The 16029-nt window shown below is 73.3% G+C and carries 21 protein-coding genes and 1 tRNA gene; 7 read left to right on the top strand and 15 right to left on the bottom strand.

The features are described 5' to 3' along the window. The first annotated feature begins 62 nt into the window (after positions 1-62). Together bcp and QE405_RS01200 are read left to right on the top strand one after the other, a co-directional pair. Positions 63-551, top strand: a complete 489-nt coding sequence (bcp, locus tag QE405_RS01205; protein WP_307198406.1) for a thioredoxin-dependent thiol peroxidase — start codon at positions 63-65, stop codon at positions 549-551. Positions 552-564: 13 nt separating this feature from the next. Beyond that, a tRNA-Leu gene (locus tag QE405_RS01200) sits at positions 565-645 on the top strand. 185 nt (positions 646-830) lie between these two features. Here QE405_RS01200 and QE405_RS01195 read toward each other — a convergent pair. From QE405_RS01195 to rph, 3 genes are read right to left on the bottom strand one after another with little or no spacing between them, the layout of a single operon-like run. Beyond that, positions 831-1406 carry a 1-acyl-sn-glycerol-3-phosphate acyltransferase gene (locus tag QE405_RS01195; protein ID WP_307198405.1) on the bottom strand — a complete coding sequence of 192 codons (576 nt, stop codon included), beginning with the start codon at positions 1404-1406 and terminating at the stop codon, positions 831-833. Beyond that, positions 1403-2005 (bottom strand): RdgB/HAM1 family non-canonical purine NTP pyrophosphatase, encoded by a 603-nt coding sequence (gene rdgB / locus QE405_RS01190; protein WP_307198404.1) that lies wholly within the window; start codon positions 2003-2005, stop codon positions 1403-1405. The genes QE405_RS01195 and rdgB overlap by 4 nt, the downstream gene beginning before the upstream one ends. Continuing rightward, positions 1998-2762, bottom strand: a complete 765-nt coding sequence (gene rph, locus QE405_RS01185; protein ID WP_307198403.1) for a ribonuclease PH — start codon at positions 2760-2762, stop codon at positions 1998-2000. The genes rdgB and rph overlap by 8 nt, the downstream gene beginning before the upstream one ends. Positions 2763-2849: 87 nt before the next feature. Here rph and QE405_RS01180 point away from each other — a divergent pair, with 87 nt between their 5' ends. Beyond that, positions 2850-3317 carry a hypothetical protein gene (locus QE405_RS01180; protein ID WP_307198402.1) on the top strand — a complete coding sequence of 156 codons (468 nt, stop codon included), beginning with the start codon at positions 2850-2852 and terminating at the stop codon, positions 3315-3317. Next, the gene (gene map, locus QE405_RS01175; protein ID WP_307198401.1) at positions 3314-4081 is read left to right on the top strand and encodes a type I methionyl aminopeptidase; all 768 of its coding nucleotides are present in this window, start codon (positions 3314-3316) and stop codon (positions 4079-4081) included. Before QE405_RS01180 ends, map begins: the two co-directional genes overlap by 4 nt. On the opposite strand, the gene QE405_RS01170 is transcribed toward map, so the two are convergent. From QE405_RS01170 to QE405_RS01160, 3 genes are all read right to left on the bottom strand, one after another. After that, positions 3995-4918 (bottom strand): SGNH/GDSL hydrolase family protein, encoded by a 924-nt coding sequence (locus tag QE405_RS01170; RefSeq protein ID WP_307198400.1) that lies wholly within the window; start codon positions 4916-4918, stop codon positions 3995-3997. The two genes, map and QE405_RS01170, sit on opposite strands and share 87 nt — an antisense overlap. Positions 4919-5052: 134 nt before the next feature. Continuing rightward, entirely contained in the window at positions 5053-5856 is an 804-nt protein-coding gene (locus QE405_RS01165; protein ID WP_307198399.1) for an ABC transporter permease, read from the bottom strand. Further along, the gene (locus QE405_RS01160; RefSeq protein WP_307198398.1) at positions 5853-6788 is read right to left on the bottom strand and encodes an ABC transporter ATP-binding protein; all 936 of its coding nucleotides are present in this window, start codon (positions 6786-6788) and stop codon (positions 5853-5855) included. The genes QE405_RS01165 and QE405_RS01160 overlap by 4 nt, the downstream gene beginning before the upstream one ends. A gap of 129 nt (positions 6789-6917) precedes the next feature. Between QE405_RS01160 and QE405_RS01155 the strand changes: the two genes are divergently transcribed. Next, positions 6918-8072: a sensor histidine kinase gene (locus tag QE405_RS01155; RefSeq protein ID WP_307198397.1), complete on the top strand. Its 1155-nt coding sequence runs from the start codon at positions 6918-6920 to the stop codon at positions 8070-8072. Beyond that, on the top strand, positions 8069-8749 hold the full coding sequence (locus tag QE405_RS01150) for a response regulator (RefSeq protein WP_307198395.1): 681 nt from the start codon (positions 8069-8071) through the stop codon (positions 8747-8749). The genes QE405_RS01155 and QE405_RS01150 overlap by 4 nt, the downstream gene beginning before the upstream one ends. A gap of 205 nt (positions 8750-8954) precedes the next feature. Here QE405_RS01150 and QE405_RS01145 read toward each other — a convergent pair whose 3' ends face one another. The 9 genes from QE405_RS01145 to QE405_RS01105 form a co-directional block, all read right to left on the bottom strand. Beyond that, a complete protein-coding gene (locus QE405_RS01145; protein ID WP_307198394.1) occupies positions 8955-9956 on the bottom strand; it encodes a hypothetical protein in 1002 nt (333 codons plus the stop codon). Positions 9957-10342: 386 nt separating this feature from the next. Beyond that, positions 10343-10516 (bottom strand): MBL fold metallo-hydrolase, encoded by a 174-nt coding sequence (locus QE405_RS01140; protein ID WP_307198393.1) that lies wholly within the window; start codon positions 10514-10516, stop codon positions 10343-10345. 22 nt (positions 10517-10538) lie between these two features. Beyond that, positions 10539-11147, bottom strand: coding sequence for an MBL fold metallo-hydrolase (locus QE405_RS01135; RefSeq protein ID WP_307198392.1), 609 nt, complete (start codon positions 11145-11147; stop codon positions 10539-10541). Further along, positions 11144-11944, bottom strand: coding sequence for a glutamate racemase (murI, locus tag QE405_RS01130; protein WP_307198391.1), 801 nt, complete (start codon positions 11942-11944; stop codon positions 11144-11146). The genes QE405_RS01135 and murI overlap by 4 nt, the downstream gene beginning before the upstream one ends. Positions 11945-12029: 85 nt before the next feature. Beyond that, complete coding sequence (locus QE405_RS01125) at positions 12030-12917, bottom strand: DUF3152 domain-containing protein (RefSeq protein WP_307198390.1); 888 nt, start codon at positions 12915-12917, stop codon at positions 12030-12032. Then, complete coding sequence (locus QE405_RS01120; RefSeq protein ID WP_307198389.1) at positions 12908-13855, bottom strand: PLP-dependent cysteine synthase family protein; 948 nt, start codon at positions 13853-13855, stop codon at positions 12908-12910. Before QE405_RS01120 ends, QE405_RS01125 begins: the two co-directional genes overlap by 10 nt. 93 nt (positions 13856-13948) lie before the next feature. Next, the gene (locus QE405_RS01115; RefSeq protein ID WP_307198388.1) at positions 13949-14578 is read right to left on the bottom strand and encodes an NYN domain-containing protein; all 630 of its coding nucleotides are present in this window, start codon (positions 14576-14578) and stop codon (positions 13949-13951) included. Between the two features lie 39 nt (positions 14579-14617). Beyond that, positions 14618-14908, bottom strand: coding sequence for a MoaD/ThiS family protein (locus tag QE405_RS01110; RefSeq protein ID WP_163772271.1), 291 nt, complete (start codon positions 14906-14908; stop codon positions 14618-14620). Continuing rightward, entirely contained in the window at positions 14908-15360 is a 453-nt protein-coding gene (locus QE405_RS01105) for a M67 family metallopeptidase (protein WP_307198387.1), read from the bottom strand. The genes QE405_RS01110 and QE405_RS01105 overlap by 1 nt, the downstream gene beginning before the upstream one ends. 178 nt (positions 15361-15538) lie before the next feature. On the opposite strand from QE405_RS01105, the gene QE405_RS01100 reads away from it, so the two are divergent. Then, on the top strand, positions 15539-16027 hold the full coding sequence (locus QE405_RS01100) for an FMN-binding protein (RefSeq protein WP_307198386.1): 489 nt from the start codon (positions 15539-15541) through the stop codon (positions 16025-16027). Positions 16028-16029 lie beyond the last annotated feature (2 nt).

The raw sequence follows: 16029 nt of genomic DNA, 5'->3' as shown, positions 1-16029 counted from the left end.
ACGAAGAGTACGTTGTTGCAGATCGATTGCAATAGCTGCCCGACCAGAGAGGTGCCTGCCCGATGAGCCAGTCCCCGGCCCCCGCAGAGCGGCTCGCCCCCGGCGACGTCGCCCCCGATTTCACCCTCACCTCCGACTCCGGCGACGAGGTGACGCTGTCGGGCCTCCGTGGGCGCAAGGTGATCGTGTACTTCTACCCGGCCGCGATGACCCCGGGCTGCACGACGCAGGCCTGCGACTTCCGCGACTCGCTCGACGCCCTGAAGGCCGAGGGCTACGAGGTGCTCGGCGTCTCCCCCGACCAGCCCGAGAAGCTGGCGAAGTTCCGCGAGCGCGACGGCATCACCTTCCCGCTGCTCGCCGACCCGTCGAAGGAGACGCTCGCCGCGTGGGGCGCGTACGGCGAGAAGAAGAACTACGGCAAGATCGTCCAGGGCGTCATCCGCTCGACCGTCGTGGTCGACGAGGAGGGCACGGTCGCGCACGCGGCGTACAACGTGCGCGCGAAGGGCCACGTCGCCAAGCTGCGCCGCGACCTCGGTCTCGACTGAGGCACGGCGCCGCGCCGGAGTGGTGGAACGGCAGACACGCAGGTTTTAGGTACCTGTGCCCCAGGGCGTGCGGGTTCGAGTCCCGCCTCCGGCACCCCCGAGTTGTCACGTACGCCGCGGCAGGCGCGTCGAGTTGTCACGTACGCCGGGGCGCGGATCCCGCCGGGCCGGGAAATGGGACGGTACGACGCGTGCCGGGTCCGGCGACCCGCACCAACCGCACAGTTCAGCGCCTCGAGCCGAGCCGGGCCGAGCCGGAACAGAACGGGACGAACCGCCCTACCCCTCCTCGCGCAGCCGCGGCGGCGTCGCGAGCTCGGGCTTGAAGCCCCGCTTGTCGGCGTAGAAGGCGCGCACGCGGTCCATGTCGGCGCGCACGTCCTCCGTGGCCGGGAAGGTCGGGCCCCAGCCCACGGTGCGGCTCGGCGCGTCGAGGAACGCGAGCGTGACGGGGATGCCCGTCTGGCGCGAGATGCGGTGGAAGCCGGACTTCCAGTACTCGGCGCGACCGCGGGTGCCCTCGGCGGCGAGGCCGAGGAGGAACGACTCGTCGGTCTCGGCGTCGGCCAGCAGCTCGCGGATGGTGGCGCCCGGGTTGGCGCGGTCGAGCTCGACCGCGCCGGTCGCGCGCAGGAGCGGCCCGAGCGGGCCGCGGAACAGCGAGTGCTTGACGAGCAGCCGGATGCGCACGCCGGAGTCCCACGCGAGCAGGAGCGTGAGCACCCAGTCCCAGTTCGAGGTGTGGGGAGCGCCGACGAGGATGCCGCGGCGCGGCACCTCCCCCACCGTGCGCCACCGCACCGCCCGCAGCACGAGGCGGGCGATGCGGCGGCGGAGCCGCGTGCCGGCGCTCACGCGAGCGTCGCCGCGACGACGGGGCCCAGCTCGCGCATCGCCTTGCCGCGGTGGGAGATGGCGTCCTTCTCCTCGCGCGACAGCTCGGCCGTGGTGAGGCCGGGGCGATCGTCGGCGACGAACAGCACGTCGTAGCCGAACCCGCCCTCGCCCCGGACCTCGCGGATCACCCGGCCGGGCATCCGGCCCTCGACGACGACCTCGCCGCCGGGGTGCACGAAGGCGACGGCGCAGCGGAAGTGGGCGGTACGGCGCTCGTCCGGCACGTCCGCGAGCTGCGCGAGCAGCAGCTCGTTGTTGCGGGTGTCGCTCTTCGGCGGGCCGGACCAGCGGGCCGACAGCACGCCCGGCATGCCGTTGAGCGCGTCGACGCAGATGCCGGAGTCGTCGGCCACGCTGGGCAGGCCGGTGGCGGCGAGGCCCGCGCGGGCCTTCAGCAGCGCGTTGCCCTCGAACGTGGGCTCGTCCTCGACCGGCTCGTCGTAGGCCGCGACGTCATCGAGCCCGAGCACCCGCACGCCGGGCAGGTGCTCCGCCAGGATGCGCTCCATCTCCTCGAGCTTCTTGCGGTTGCGCGACGCCAGGAAGACCTCAGCCACGGGTGGCCTCCTGCGCGAGCGCCTCCTGCTGGAGCCGGGTCAGGTCGGCACAGCCACCGGCGGCCAGGTCGAGCAGCGCGTCGAGCTCGGCCCGGTCGAACGGCACGCCCTCCGCGGTGCCCTGCACCTCGACGAAGCGCCCGTCGCCCGTCATCACGACGTTCATGTCGGTCTCGGCGGCGACGTCCTCGACGTACGGCAGGTCGAGCCGGGGGCGGCCCCCCACGATGCCGACCGAGACGGCGGCCACGGAGCCGGTGAGCGGCTCGCCCTTGAGGGCGCCGGTCGAGCGCAGGTGGGCGATCGCGTCGGCGAGCGCGACGTAGGCCCCCGTGATGGAGGCCGTGCGCGTGCCGCCGTCGGCCTGCAGCACGTCGCAGTCGAGCTGGATCGTGTTCTCGCCCAGCGCCTGGTAGTCCACCACCGAGCGCAGCGAACGCCCGATGAGGCGGGAGATCTCGTGGGTGCGGCCACCGATCCGACCCTTGACGGACTCGCGGTCGCTGCGGGTGTGGGTGGAGCCGGGGAGCATCGCGTACTCCGCCGTGACCCAGCCCAGGCCCGAGCCCTTGCGCCAGCGCGGCACGCCCTCGGAGGCCGAGGCGACGCACAGCACCTTCGTGCTGCCGAACTCGACGAGGACCGAGCCGGCGGCGTGGTCGAGCCAGCCGCGCGTGATCTTCACGGGGCGCAGCTCGTCGTCGGCGCGACCGTCGGGACGCGGCTCGGCCGGGGGCGTGGCGGGAGTGGCGGTCATGCCCGTGAGGTTAGGCCATCCGGGACGGTCCCTCCGTCCCGACGGCCGTGGCCTGGGGACGAGCGGCCGACCGATACCCTGGCCCCCATGCCCAGCAGCACGTCCGCCCCGTCGCGCCGTGGACCCGTCGAGCCCGCGCCCTCCCGCGGACAGGTCGTCGCCGCGCTCGTCGGAGCCGGGCTCGTGGCGGCCGTGCTCGCGGCGGACACCGCGGGCGCGCTCGACGACAACCGGTCCGTGGGGGTCGTGCTCGCCATCGCCGGCGCGGCCCTGACCGCAGGCATCACCTACTCGTTCTGGGGTGCCGCACCGGTGCGCACGCTCCGGATGCACGCCGCCCTGCTCGCCGCCATGATCGGCGGCTTCACCACCGTCGCGGCGTCGACGACGAAGACCGACGGGGTCTACAGCCACGTCGCGCTCGGCACGCTCGGGCTCGCCGGGCTCCTGCTCGCCGTCGTCGGCCTGCTCGCCCAGGCCCGCGCGGCCGGGCTCCCCACCAGCCGCACCAGCACCCCCCGCCCCGGCGGGTCCGCCCGAGGAGGCGACCGATGATCGAGCTGCTCTCACCCCGCCAGATCGACGAGATGCGCCCGGCGGGCGAGTTCGTCGCCAGCGTGCTCACCCGCCTCGCCGAGACCGCCGACGTCGGCATGAACCTCCTCGACCTCGACGCGCTCGCGCACGAGATGATCAAGGAGCGCGGCGCGGAGTCCTGCTACATCGACTACGCCCCGTCCTTCGGCCGCGGCCCCTTCGGCAAGGTGCTCTGCACGTCCGTCAACGACGCGGTGCTCCACGGCCTCCCCCACGACTACACGCTCGCCGACGGCGACCTCGTCAGCTTCGACTTCGCCGTGAGCGTCGACGGCTGGGTCTGCGACTCGGCCGTCAGCGTGGTCGTCGGTACGCCGCGGGAGGAGGACCTGCGCCTCATCCGCACCACGGAGGAGGCCCTGGCCGCGGCCATCGAGGTCGCGCGCTCCGGCAACCGCCTCGGCGACATCGGCGAGGCCATCGGCACCATCGCCCGGGCGAACGGTTACTCCGTGAACACGCAGTTCGGCGGTCACGGCGTCGGACGCACCATGCACGGCGAGCCCCACGTGCCCAACGACGGGCGCGCCGGACGCGGGTTCAAGCTCAAGCCGGGCCTCGTCATCGCCATCGAGCCGTGGCTGCTCGCCACGACCGACGAGATCAGGATGGCCGACGACGGCTGGACGATCCTGTCAGCCGACGGCTCCCGCGGGGCGCACAGCGAGCACACCATCGCCATCACCCACGGCGACCCGATCGTCCTCACCGCCCGCGGCTGACCGGACCGTCCGCCGGGCACCGACCGGCACCGGCACCCGCTCCCAGGCGGTCCGTGCCGCCCAGGGCCCGAGGTCGCGCGCCCGGCGCCCCATCCACGGCACGGCCTCGGTGACGACCCACCCGAGGTCCTCCCGCCAGGTGACCGCGCGGTCCGCGTCGGGCTCGGCCCGTGGCGGCTCGACGACGATCCCGGCGGCGGTCAGCTCCTCGGCGAAGCACCGCGCCAGCGCCCGGTGGCCACGCTCGGAGGGGTGCAGACGGTCGACCGACCACGACGCCCGGTCCCGGACGGCCTCGCACGTCGCGAGGTCGACCCGCACGCCGCCGTACGTCGCGTGCACCTCGTCGTACACCCCGTTGACGACCTCGATGCGCCGCTGCATCGGCCGCCGCAGGAACCCCGGCAGGCCCAGCACCGCGCCGTGGTCGTGGAAGCGCGCCGTCATGAGCAGCGCACCACCCGCGGTGAGACGGTCGGCGGCGTGCAGCAGGTCCGCGCGCAGCTGGGCCGGGCTCCAGGTGGAGCGCATCGTGTCGTTGAGACCGACGACGAGCGACACGAGATCGGGGTGGTGGTCCACCGCGTCGGCCAGCTGGCGCTCGACGACGTCGCGGGCGGTCGCCCCGGAGACGGCGAGGTTGCAGAAGGAGACGTCGTACGACGCGTTCAGCGCCCGCGCGAGGAGGGTGGCCCACCCGCGCCACGTGCCGTCGCGGCCGGTCGCGCCGGCGCCCAGGCCGAGCGGGGTGCCGGGCATCGGGTCGCCGACGCCGACGGTGGTGGAGTCGCCGACGGCGGCGAAGCGGAGGTAGCTGCGTCCGGTCGCAGTGGTCACGGGACGCAGCGTGGCGGCGCAGCGGGAACGCTGCGCCGCCACGGGGGTGACAGGCCGGTCAGGGCTCGGTGAACACTCCCCTCAGATGTCACCGAGCCCCGACCGGGGTCAGGGGGCCGCCGGAGCGGCCGGGCTCACTTGATCTCGGCGCGCAGCATGCGGGCGACGCCGAGCACGAGCGGGAGCACGAACCAGAGCAGGCCCGAGGTCGCGAGCTGGCCCCACTCGACGCCGTCGAAGCCGGTCGCCAGCCGGCCGCTCGCCGAGACGAAGTCGATCCAGGGGCGGATGTCCTCGAACCAGCTGAAGTAGGCACCCGCGAGCAGCAGCAGGCCGGGGATGATCGTGTAGTACGCGAAGAACGTCACGATCGCGGCCGGGGTGTTGAGCAGCAGGGTGGCCAGGGCGAAGCCGACCAGCAGGCTGATCACCTGGAGGAGGGTGAAGCCCAGGATGCCCTCGACGTTCGGGTCCCAGTCGACCTGGGCGCCGAAGCCGGCCGCGAGGGCGGCACCGAGCGCACCGATGGCGACCGCGACGGCGACGGACACGACCGCCGCGATGACGGTCGCGACGAGCTTGGCGGCGACGACGCGCACGCGCCGCGGCTCGAGCGTGAACGTCGCCATGTTGGTGCGCTGCGACCACTCGGTCGTCACCGACATGATGGCGAGCACCGGCAGGAGGATGCCCGTGATGTTGCCGGCGACGGCCGTGAAGCCGAAGAAGTCGACGGACCCGTCACGCGTGGCCCAGGCGTAGATGACGCTGCCCAGCAGGATCAGGCTGACCATGATGATGAGCAGCCAGCGGCCCGAGCGGGTGTCGACGAGCTTGCGCAGCTCGACGCCCACGAGGCGGGTCAGCGGGATCGGGGCGGTGCCGGAGATGTCGAAGCTGCCCGTGCCGGCGTGCGGGGCGGGGGCGGTGGCGCTCATGCCGAGGCTCCTTGGTGGTAGGGCGATCCGGGCGGGAAGGCGGCGGCCGCCTCGCGCTGGGTGTCGGCGGTCAGCTGGAGGAACAGGTCCTCGAGGCCGGACGCGTCGGCGGCCCGCAGCTCGAGGAGCACGGCCTGCGCGGCGAGCGCGAGCTCGCCGATGACCTGCGGCTCGGCGTCGACGACGAAGCCCTCGCCCGACGGCGTCACCGCGAGCCCCTTCGCCTCCGCGGCGGAGGCGAGCGCAGCCGTGTCGACGGCCTTGACGAAGGTGCCCGGCGAGGCCAGCAGCTCCGCCTTCGTGCCGGCGGCCACGATCTTGCCGCGACCGATGACGAGCATCTCGTCGGCGATCTGCTCGACCTCGTGCAGCAGGTGGCTGGAGAGCAGGACGGCGCCGCCACGCTCGGCGTACCCGCGGAGCAGGCCGCGCATCCAGCGGATGCCGGCGGGGTCGAGGCCGTTCGCCGGCTCGTCGAGGATCAGGACCTGGGGGTCGCCCAGGAGGGCGTGCGCGATGCCGAGGCGCTGCCGCATGCCGAGCGAGTAGTTGCGCACCCGGCGCTTCGCCTCCTCGTCGGAGAGGCTGACCAGCGCGAGCATCTCGTCGACGCGCGAGCCGGGGAGGCCCATCGTCTTCGCGGCCAGCGTCAACACCTCGCGGCCCGTGCGACCCGCGTGCTGCGCGGAGGCGTCGAGCAGGATGCCGACGTGCCGGCCCGGGTTCGGGATGTCCTGCAGGCGGTGACCGCCGACGGTGGCGATGCCTGAGTCCTGGTGGGTCAGCCCGGCGAGGATCCGCATCGTCGTCGTCTTGCCGGCGCCGTTGGGGCCGAGGAAGCCCGTCACCTGGCCGGCCCGCGCCACGAAGCTGACGTCGTCGACGGCGGTGAACCCGCCGTACCTCTTCGTGAGTCCTTGGACAGTGATCATGGTGACGATGCTGCCCGTCGTCGCCCGGCGGCACATCGTCCGGTGGGCCTGATCGGGTGCGACGAAAGTAGGTGTCGTCCACGCCCCCGGTCCGCTGTCGTGCGACCCCGGTCGACCTACGCTGATCGGGTGACGGACCCCACCGAGTACCAGCCGCCGGTCGGCACGTGGGGACGCACCTGGCGGGTGCTGCTGATGCTGCTCATCAGCGGTCTGGTCGTGATCGAGCCGTACCCGCTGCTGGTGGAGCGCGGCCACGGCTGGTGGATCGCCGTCGACCTGCTCCTGGGGCTGGTCGGGTTCGTGGTCGTCCACTTCCGGCGGCGCCGGCCGATGCTCGTCGTCGTGGTGACGATCGCGCTCGCCTGCGTCTCCTCGTTCGCCGCCGGACCGTCCGTGCTCGCGCTGGTCTCGCTCGCCACGCGACGGGTCTACTGGGAGATCGCGGTCGCCAGCGTCCTCAGCGTCGTGGGCGCCGAGATCTACTTCCGGGTCGCGCCCTCGACCGGCTCCAGCCCGATGTGGTTGAACTTCACCGCCAACGTCGCGGCAGCCGGGGCGATCGCGGCCTGGGGCATGTACATCGGCTCGCGCCGCGAGCTGCTCTGGACCCTGCGGCAGCGCGCCGAGCGGGCGGAGGGCGAGCAGGACCTGCGGCTCGCGAAGGCACGGGTCGACGAGCGCTCCCGGATCGCGCGCGAGATGCACGACGTGCTGGCCCACCGGATCAGCCAGGTGTCGATGCACGCCGGGGCGCTGTCGTACCGCACCGACCTCGACGCCGACGCGCTGCGCGAGGGGATCGGGGAGGTGCAGGTGCGGGCCAACGAGGCGCTCGACGACCTCCGCGGCGTCCTCGGCGTGCTGCGGGACCCCGCGACCGGAGAGGTCACGCACCGGCCGCAGCCGACCTACGAGGACATCGACGCGCTCGTCGCGGAGGCGACCGAGGCGGGCGCGCGGATCGCCTTCGACGACGAGCTGGAGGAGGCGCCACCGACCTCGGTCGGGCGCGCGCTCTACCGCGTCGTGCAGGAGGGCATCACCAACGCCCAGAAGCACGCCCCCGGCGCCCTGCTGTCCATCTGCCTCCGCGGCGCACCCGAGGACGGCGTCGAGGTGCGGCTGCGCAACCCCTACGGCTTCAGCACGCCCGGGGTGCCCGGCGCCGGCCTCGGTCTCGTCGGCCTCACCGAGCGGGTCGACCTCGCGGGCGGCCACCTCACGCACGGCCGTGACGGGGATGCGTTCGTCGTCCACGCGTGGCTACCGTGGGCCCCGTGACCGCCCCGACGCCCGAGCCCTCCGCCACGCCGATCCGGGTGCTCGTCGTCGACGACGATCCCCTCGTGCGCTCCGCGCTCGGTCTGATGCTGGGCGGCCAGCCCGACCTCGAGGTCGTCGGCGAGGGCCGCGACGGTCGCGAGGGCACGACCCTCGCCGCCTCCCTGCGGCCCCACGTGGTGCTCATGGACATCCGGATGCCCGTCATGGACGGCCTCGAGGCGACGGCGGCGCTGCACGCCCGTCCCCAGCCCCCGCGTGTCATCGTGCTGACGACCTTCGACGCGGACGACTACGTCGTCGGAGCGCTCGCCGCCGGGGCCGACGGCTTCCTGCTCAAGGACACCCCGCCGCCCGAGATCGTCGCCGCCATCCGCAAGGTCGCCGACGGCGAGCCGATGCTCTCCCCCTCCGTCACCCAGACGCTGATCCGTCAGGTCCGCCAGGGCAGCGACCCCCGCACCGCCGAGGCCGAGGTCAAGCTCGCGACCCTCACGGAGCGCGAGCGCGAGGTGGCCGTCGCCGTCGGCCGCGGGCTGTCGAACGCCGACATCGCGGCCGAGCTCTACCTGTCGGTGCCGACGGTCAAGGCCCACGTCTCGCGGCTCTTCGACAAGCTCGGCGCGACCAACCGCGTGCAGATCGCCATCTGCGTGCACGACGCCGGGTTGGTCTGAGGGGGCTCCTCGGGCACCCGGCACCCGGCACCCGGCACCCGGGAAAGAAAACGCGGACGCGGCTCCGCCCCGGTGAAAGAGAACGCGGACTCCAGCCCCTGACACGCCGAGGCCGCGGCCCGACCGGTCCGCGTTTTCTTTCACCCGAGGCACCCGCCCGCGCACTTTCCTCCCCCAGGCGGCGCCGAGGTCCCGGCGCAGGAGCTCACGCGGCGTACGGCGGGGTGAGCGGCTCGTCGTGACCCCGGGGCCGTTCGGCGCGACGCCCGGAGCGGCCCTGCGAGGCTCGCGCCCACCGCTCCGCGTGCCGGGCCCGTCCGGCCGGGGTGAGCAACGAGTGCTGCAGCTGCGCCTCCCAGAACCTCAGTCGCCGAGGGTCGTGCTCGCGGCCGAGGGCGACGTCGATGTCGCGCAACAGGTCGCGGGTGCGGCCGAGGAGGTCGTGGCTGGTGTAGCCGTTGCGCTCGTACCCCTGGCCGACCAGCAGTCGACCGCGCCGCAGGTCCCTGCGCTGCTGCTCGCGATCGAGGTGGTGGGCGCCGTCGTACTCGTGCAACCGCCGCGTCCCCCGCAACCACAGGTCGGCGTAGGCCGTCGTGCCGTCGGCCAGCGCGATCGGGTGCTGGGGCACGACATCGACCCCCACCGCGACGTGGAAGACCCGGTTGACCACCTCCCACAGCGACTCCGCACGGGTGTCCGCGAGGAGGAGTGCCTGCCGCAGCAGGGGCGCGCCGCGCCGGCGGAGACGAGCGGTCGCGACCATCTCGGCGAGGTCCTCCCCCACCCCCAGCGCACCGTCGACGAGGACGACGAGGTCGAGCAGGCAGAGGTCCCAGCAGCCGAGCAGCACCTCCCCGGGGGACCCCACGCGGAGCGCTTCGCGAGCTTCGACGACGGGAGGTACGGCGTGGCGCGTGACCACCAGCCCACGCCGCTCCGGGTGCGGCGCGGTCTCGGGGACGGCCGCGAAGACGGGGACGCCGTCCGGCACGGGGAGCGACCACCACCCGCGCACCTCCGCGCCCGTGAGCCCCGTCAGGCAGCCGCTGGGCGGGAGTGCCTCGAGCACCCGGGCGAGCTCGGCTCGGCGATCCTCGTCGAGCGGGCGGCGGAGCACGAGGGGCCGCGCCCGCGGGTGGATCGCAGCAGCGAGCGTGGTGCCCGGGGGTGGGAAGGCGGTGCGCGGCACGTACGGCGAGGACATGGCCCGCGGCGTACCCCGTGGTGGCCACGCGTCCCGGCCGTCGCCCCGCCGGTGGATGAGCGTTGCGGCGTGGTCGACTGTGGACGGTTACCGGGCCGTTCGATCGTCGAGAACTCCGGACCCGGCCGGCGGGGAGGACGAGAGTGCGCGGAGGGGAGAGGAAAGTGCGCGAGGCCCGTCACGGGGTCGAGAAGAGTGCGGGATCCGGGACGCGACACGCCGAGGTTCCGGCCATCCGCATCCGCGTTTTCTTTCCCCGGCTCGGGTCCAGGCACGAGCCCGTCCGCGTTTTCTTTCCGAGACGGCGACGCCCGTCCGCGTTTTCCTCGACCCCGCGCCGAGCCGCCGAGCCGCCGAGCCGCCGAGCCGCCGAGCCGCCGAGGGCCTCAGACCTCGAAGACCGCGCCGGTGGTGGCGAGCCAGGTGGGGCCGTCGTACTTCTCGACCGCCTCGCCGTGCGCGTCGAGCGGGTCGAACCAGGCCGGCACGTGGGTCAGCACCAGCTGGCCCGCGCCGGCCCGGGTCGCCAGCTCGCCCGCGTCCGCGCCCGTGAGGTGCACGCCCGGCGGGTTGTCGTCCTGGCTACGGAACGCGGCCTCGGCGAGGCAGCAGGTCCGCGCCCGCCGCGGCCTCGTCGAGGCCCGCGCACGGGGCGGTGTCACCGGAGTAGGTCAGCGTGCGGCCGGCGGCGGTCACCCGCAGCGCGTAGGCCGTCACCGGGTGGTAGACCTCGAACGGCTGGACCGTGAAGGGCCCGACCTGCACCGGGGCGCGGTCCGCGGCGTACTCGGTGAAGTCGAACTCCTCGGTCATCCCGGGGTCGAGCGGCAGGTCGTAGGCGCGGGCGAGCCGCTCCGCCGCCCCGGCCGGTGCCCACACGGGGATGCGCGGCTGGGCGCCGGTTGGGTGGTACTTGCGCAGCACGTAGTAGCCGCACAGGTCGAGGCAGTGGTCGGCGTGGAGGTGGCTGACGAAGACCGCGTCGATGGCCAGCGGGTCGGCGTGGTTGTGGAGGGCGCCGAGGGCGCCGTTGCCGAGGTCGAGCAGGATGCGCCAGCGGCGGGTGCCGCCCGCGCCGTCGTCGCCGTCGGCCTCGACGAGGTAGCAGCTGGCGGGCGACGTGGGACCGGGGTAGGACCCGGCACACCCCACGACGGTGAGGCGGAGGCCCGCCGGGCCGTCGGCGGTCACGCGAGCCCTCCCGCGAACTGGCTGGCGATCGCGAGCTCGGGCCCGAGGAAGCGGCGGCCGATCCGCTCGAACTCCCCGGGCTCGCCCGTCGTCACGAACTCGTACGACGCGTCACCGCCCGCGCGCATCAGCCCGGTGGTCGCCAACATCCGGTACACCGCCTTCGCGCTCTCCTCCGCACTGCTCACCAGCGTGACACCGTCCCCCATGATCGACGAGATCACACCGGTCAGCAGCGGGTAGTGCGTGCACCCCAGCACGAGGGTGTCCACGTCGGCCGCGATGAGCGGTTCGAGGTAGGCGTGCGCCGCCTCGAGGAGCTCCGGGCCGGAGGTCACGCCGTTCTCCACGAACTCGACGAACCGCGGGCACGCCTGCGTGACCAGCTCGACGTGCGGGGCGGCGGCGAACGCGTCGTCGTAGGCCATCGAGGCCGCCGTCGCGCGCGTGCAGATGACGCCGATGCGTCCCGAGCGGGTGGCGGCGACCGCGCGACGGGTCGCGGGGTAGATGACCTCCACGACCGGCACGTCGTAGCGCTCGCGCGCGTCCCGCAGCATCGCGGCGCTCGCGGAGTTGCAGGCGATGACGAGGGCCTTCACGCCCCGGGCGACGAGGTGGTCGAGGCACTCCAGCGCGTACTCCCGCACCTCGCCGATCGGCTTCGGGCCGTAGGGCTGACGGGCCGTGTCGCCCAGGTAGAGCACCGACTCGTGGGGCAGCTGGTCGATCACCGAACGGGCCACCGTCAGGCCGCCGAACCCCGAGTCGAAGATGCCGACCGGTGCGTCAGCCACGTCGTCCACCACAACGAGCCAATCTACGGGGTAACACGCACGCAACGCGACGACGCGTCACGGACGTCACGCAGGTGTCGAGGGCCTAACGCTCGCTGGGCAGGGGCCACGGGTTGAAGCGGCACCCCCCGAGCCCCTTGGACTGCTGCATCATCACGGGGGCGAGCGCGCCCTGCCGCGAGCAGCCGACGTGACCGCGGCCGAGCCAGTGGCCGGTCTCGTGGTTGACGACCATGTGGCGGTAGTCCCGCAGCGATCCCCCGGCCGCGTTCCACGCCGGCGAGGCGGTCTTCCACCGCGTCCAGTTGATGATGACGTTGCGGCCGACGCGGCAGCTCCACTGCGCGCTGCACACGCTGGAGTAGGACGTCATCCGGTCGGAGGTCGCCAGCACGAGCGTGAACTGCGACTCCGAGCGCGAGGTGCGCACGAAGGCGGTGCCCCCGGCCCGCCACCCGCGGGCGTCGTCGTAGGTCTGCTGCGCCTGGGCCACGAACGTCTCGATCTCGGCGGCCGGGATCGTGCCCGTGGCGTTCACCCGCACGTCGTAGCGGACCGTGCGCTTCAACGGGCTCGCGTGCGCGATCGGCGGCGTCGGCTGCGACACGGCGCGCTGGGTCTCGTACCCGCTGCGGGTGAGCATCGCGACGAAGCGGATCTTCTGCCCCACGTCGGCCGGCGTCGGCTTGTAGGTGCGGCCGGTCGCGCCGGGGATGGCGGTGCCACCCCGGTACCACTGCAGCGTGCCGCCGGTGAACTGCGGCTGGCGGGCGGCGACCATCGCGGTGAGCGTGCCGCCGTAGCTGGCGGAGCCCTTCATGTAGTCCGGACCGGTCGCCACCATCTGCGGCGCGGCCGCGGACGAGGCGACCGCCGCACCCGACGGCGCCGGGGAGGCGAGCGCCAGCCCCGCGACCAGCGCGACGAGGACCGCCGCGACCCTCGACAGGACGCCCGATCGTCCTACGCCCACAGCTGACCCTCCAAGCGCTCCTCGGCCTCGTCGACCGTGCCCTCGTAGGCGCCGGTCGAGAGGTACTTCCACCCACCGTCGCACACCACGAAGGCGATGTCAGCCCTCTCGCCGGCCTTGACCGCCTTCGCCGCCTGGCCCAGCGCGGCGTGGAGGATCGCCCCCGTCGAGATGCCCGCGAAGATGCCCTCGAGCTCGAGGAGCTCCCGCACGCGGCGTACGGCGTCGCGCGGGCCCACCGAGAACCGGGCGTCGATCAGGTCCGCGTCGTACAGCTCCGGGACGAAGCCCTCGTCGAGGTTGCGGAGCCCGTAGACGAGCTCGCCGTAGCGGGGCTCCGCGGCGACGATGCGCACGTCGGGCTTGGCGCGACGGAAGAAGCGGGAGACGCCCATGAGCGTGCCGGTGGTGCCGAGGCCGGCGACGAAGTGGGTGATCTCCGGGAGGTCGGCGAGGATCTCCGGGCCGGTGCCCTCCTCGTGGGCGAGCGCGTTGGCGGCGTTGCCGTACTGGTAGAGCATCACCCAGTCGGGGTGCTCCTCGGCCATGCCCTTGGCGACGCGCACGGCCTCGTTGGAGCCGCCGGCCGCGGGGCTCGAGTAGATCTCCGCGCCCCACATGCGCAGCAGCTGGCGCCGCTCCTCCGAGGTGTTCTCCGGCATGACGAACACGGCGCGGTAGCCCTTCAGCTTGGCCGCCATGGCCAGCGAGATGCCGGTGTTGCCCGACGTGGGCTCGAGGATCGTGCAGCCGGGCCGCAGCAGGCCCTCCTTCTCGGCCTGCTCGATCATCTTCATCGCCGGACGGTCCTTGATCGAGCCCGTCGGGTTGCGGTCCTCGAGCTTCGCCCACAGGCGGACGTCCGGGCTCGGCGAGAGCCGGGGCAGCCCCACGAGGGGAGTGTTGCCGACGGAGGCGACCAGGTCGTCGAAGCGCATGACCGCCATCCTCCCACCGTCGTGGGCAGCCCCCCGACCGTGCCCACGGGCACGGCCGGGGCGGACGCCCCGCTCGGGGACGCCGCGCACGCCTCAGCGCAGGAAGACCTCGGGGTCGAAGTCGTCGAGGGAGATGATGCGCACGCGCGGGAGCGGCACGTTGAACGCCCGCACGTCCTCCTCGAGGTCGTGGATGGGCACGCCGAGCGCGGTGAAGCCCGAGCTGGCGTACTCGCGCAGCGCCAGCAGCGCGACCCGCCGCCCGTCGTCGGAGACGAGGGGGCGGAGGTCCTCGACGAAGTCGCCGTCGTGGCTGACGAGCAGCACGTCGGCGTCGTGGCCGACGAGGGCCTGCAGGGTGCGCTGGATACCGAGGTCGACGACCTTCTGGTCACTGCGGCCCGCCAGGGGCACGGGCCGGTAGCCCAGCGCGAGCAGCGCCTGCACGAACGCGCTGGGGAGCGTGCCGTGGCTGGCGTTGAGGAAGAACAGCCCCGTGACCGGCTGGTCCCAGAGCTTCTCGGCGTACGCCGTGACGCGCTCCCAGCGCGGCCGCTCCTCCGGCGTGGGTCGCCGGTTGAGCAGCGAGTTGCCCAGCGTCGCGTCGATGTTCTCGCCGTCGACGAGGATGATCGTGCGCCGGGGGGCCGGCTCCGCCACGGGCTGGGTCGGCTCGGTCGTTGGGGTGGGCTCGATGACCTGCTGGTCGCCCTGCTCCGTCATGACCGGAACCCTACCCACCCGTGGCGGGTCACGGTCGGCTCAGCAGCCGCCGGCGACGGCCGGCAGCACGACGACCTGGTCGCCGTCGGACAGCTCGGCCTCGAGGCCACCGATGAAGCGGACGTCCTCGTCGTTGATGTAGACGTTGACGAAGCGGCGCAGGTCGACGCCGTCGCCCTCGCCGCTCTCGACGAGGCGGTCCCGGATGCCCGGGTGGTTCGCCTCGAGGTCGTCGATGAGGCTCGCCAGCGTGGCGCCCTCGGCGGAGACCGCCTTCTCGCCGCCCGTGTACGTGCGCAGGATCGTCGGGATCCGGACCTCGATGGCCATCAGGACTCACTCTCCACTGTGTTCGTCGGCAACTGCTCGACGACCTCGACCGGTTCCTCGGTGACGACGCCGTCGACGATTCGATAGGACCTGAACTCCACGGGACCGTCGTTATTCCCGTGCTCGCGCGTGCTCACCAGCACGTAGTGCGCGTTCGGCTCGCTGGCGAGACCGATGTCGGTGCGGCTGGGGTAGGCCTCCGTCGCCGTGTGCGAGTGGTAGACGACGACCGGTTCCTCGTCGCGGTCGTCCATCTCGCGGTAGAGCGCCAGCAGGTCCAGCGAGTCGAACTCGTAGAACGTGGGGCTGCCCGCCGCGTTCACCATCTCCACCAGGCGCTCCGCGCGGTCGCTGCCCGCGGGGCCGGCGACGATGCCGCACGCCTCGTCGGGGTGGTCCCGCTTGGCGTGGGCGACGATGGCGTCGCGCGTCGCGCGCTCGATCCTCAGCACCCGGCCAGGGTACGGCGCGCTGGACCGCTCCCCGGACCGGGTGCATCCTGTGAGATTCGTGTGAGGATGCCACCGGGCCTGGCGTGGGCCGCGCCGATCGTGTTGCATCGGGATGGTTGCACCGTCAACCATCGCTTGCAGGCCGCAAGCAAACGCCATCTCGGACCAGGAGCCCCGCATGTCCTCGCACTCCCCCGCCCGCCGCTGGCTGATCACCGCCGCCGCCGTCGCGACCCTCTCCCTCACCGCCGCCTGCGGCGTCGGCCAGAGCAGCGACGAGTCCTCCGGCGGCTCGTCCGACACCGGCTCGAGCTCGCAGGAGCAGACCTCCGACGGGTCCTCCGACGGGTCCGGCAGCGAGTCCGGCTCCTTCACCGCCGGTACCTACGACGCCGAGGGCGGCTACACCAGCCCCGGTGGCCAGCAGTCGGTCGGCGTCGAGGTGACGCTGGACGCCGACGGCACCGTCACCGAGGTCGAGGTCACCCCCGAGGCCTCCGACGGCACCTCCGAGCGCTACCAGTCGCAGTTCGCCGGGGGCATCGCCGACGAGGTCGTCGGCAAGAAGATCACCGAGCTCGACGTGTCGACCGTCGCGGGCTCGTCGCTCACCAGCGGCGGGTTCAACGACGCGATCGACGACATCATCAGCCAGGCGCAGGCCTGATC

The organism is Nocardioides zeae (assembly GCF_030818655.1).
In the GTDB taxonomy this organism is placed as follows: domain Bacteria; phylum Actinomycetota; class Actinomycetes; order Propionibacteriales; family Nocardioidaceae; genus Nocardioides; species Nocardioides zeae_A.
This window is presented reverse-complemented; position numbering and strand designations above follow the sequence as displayed.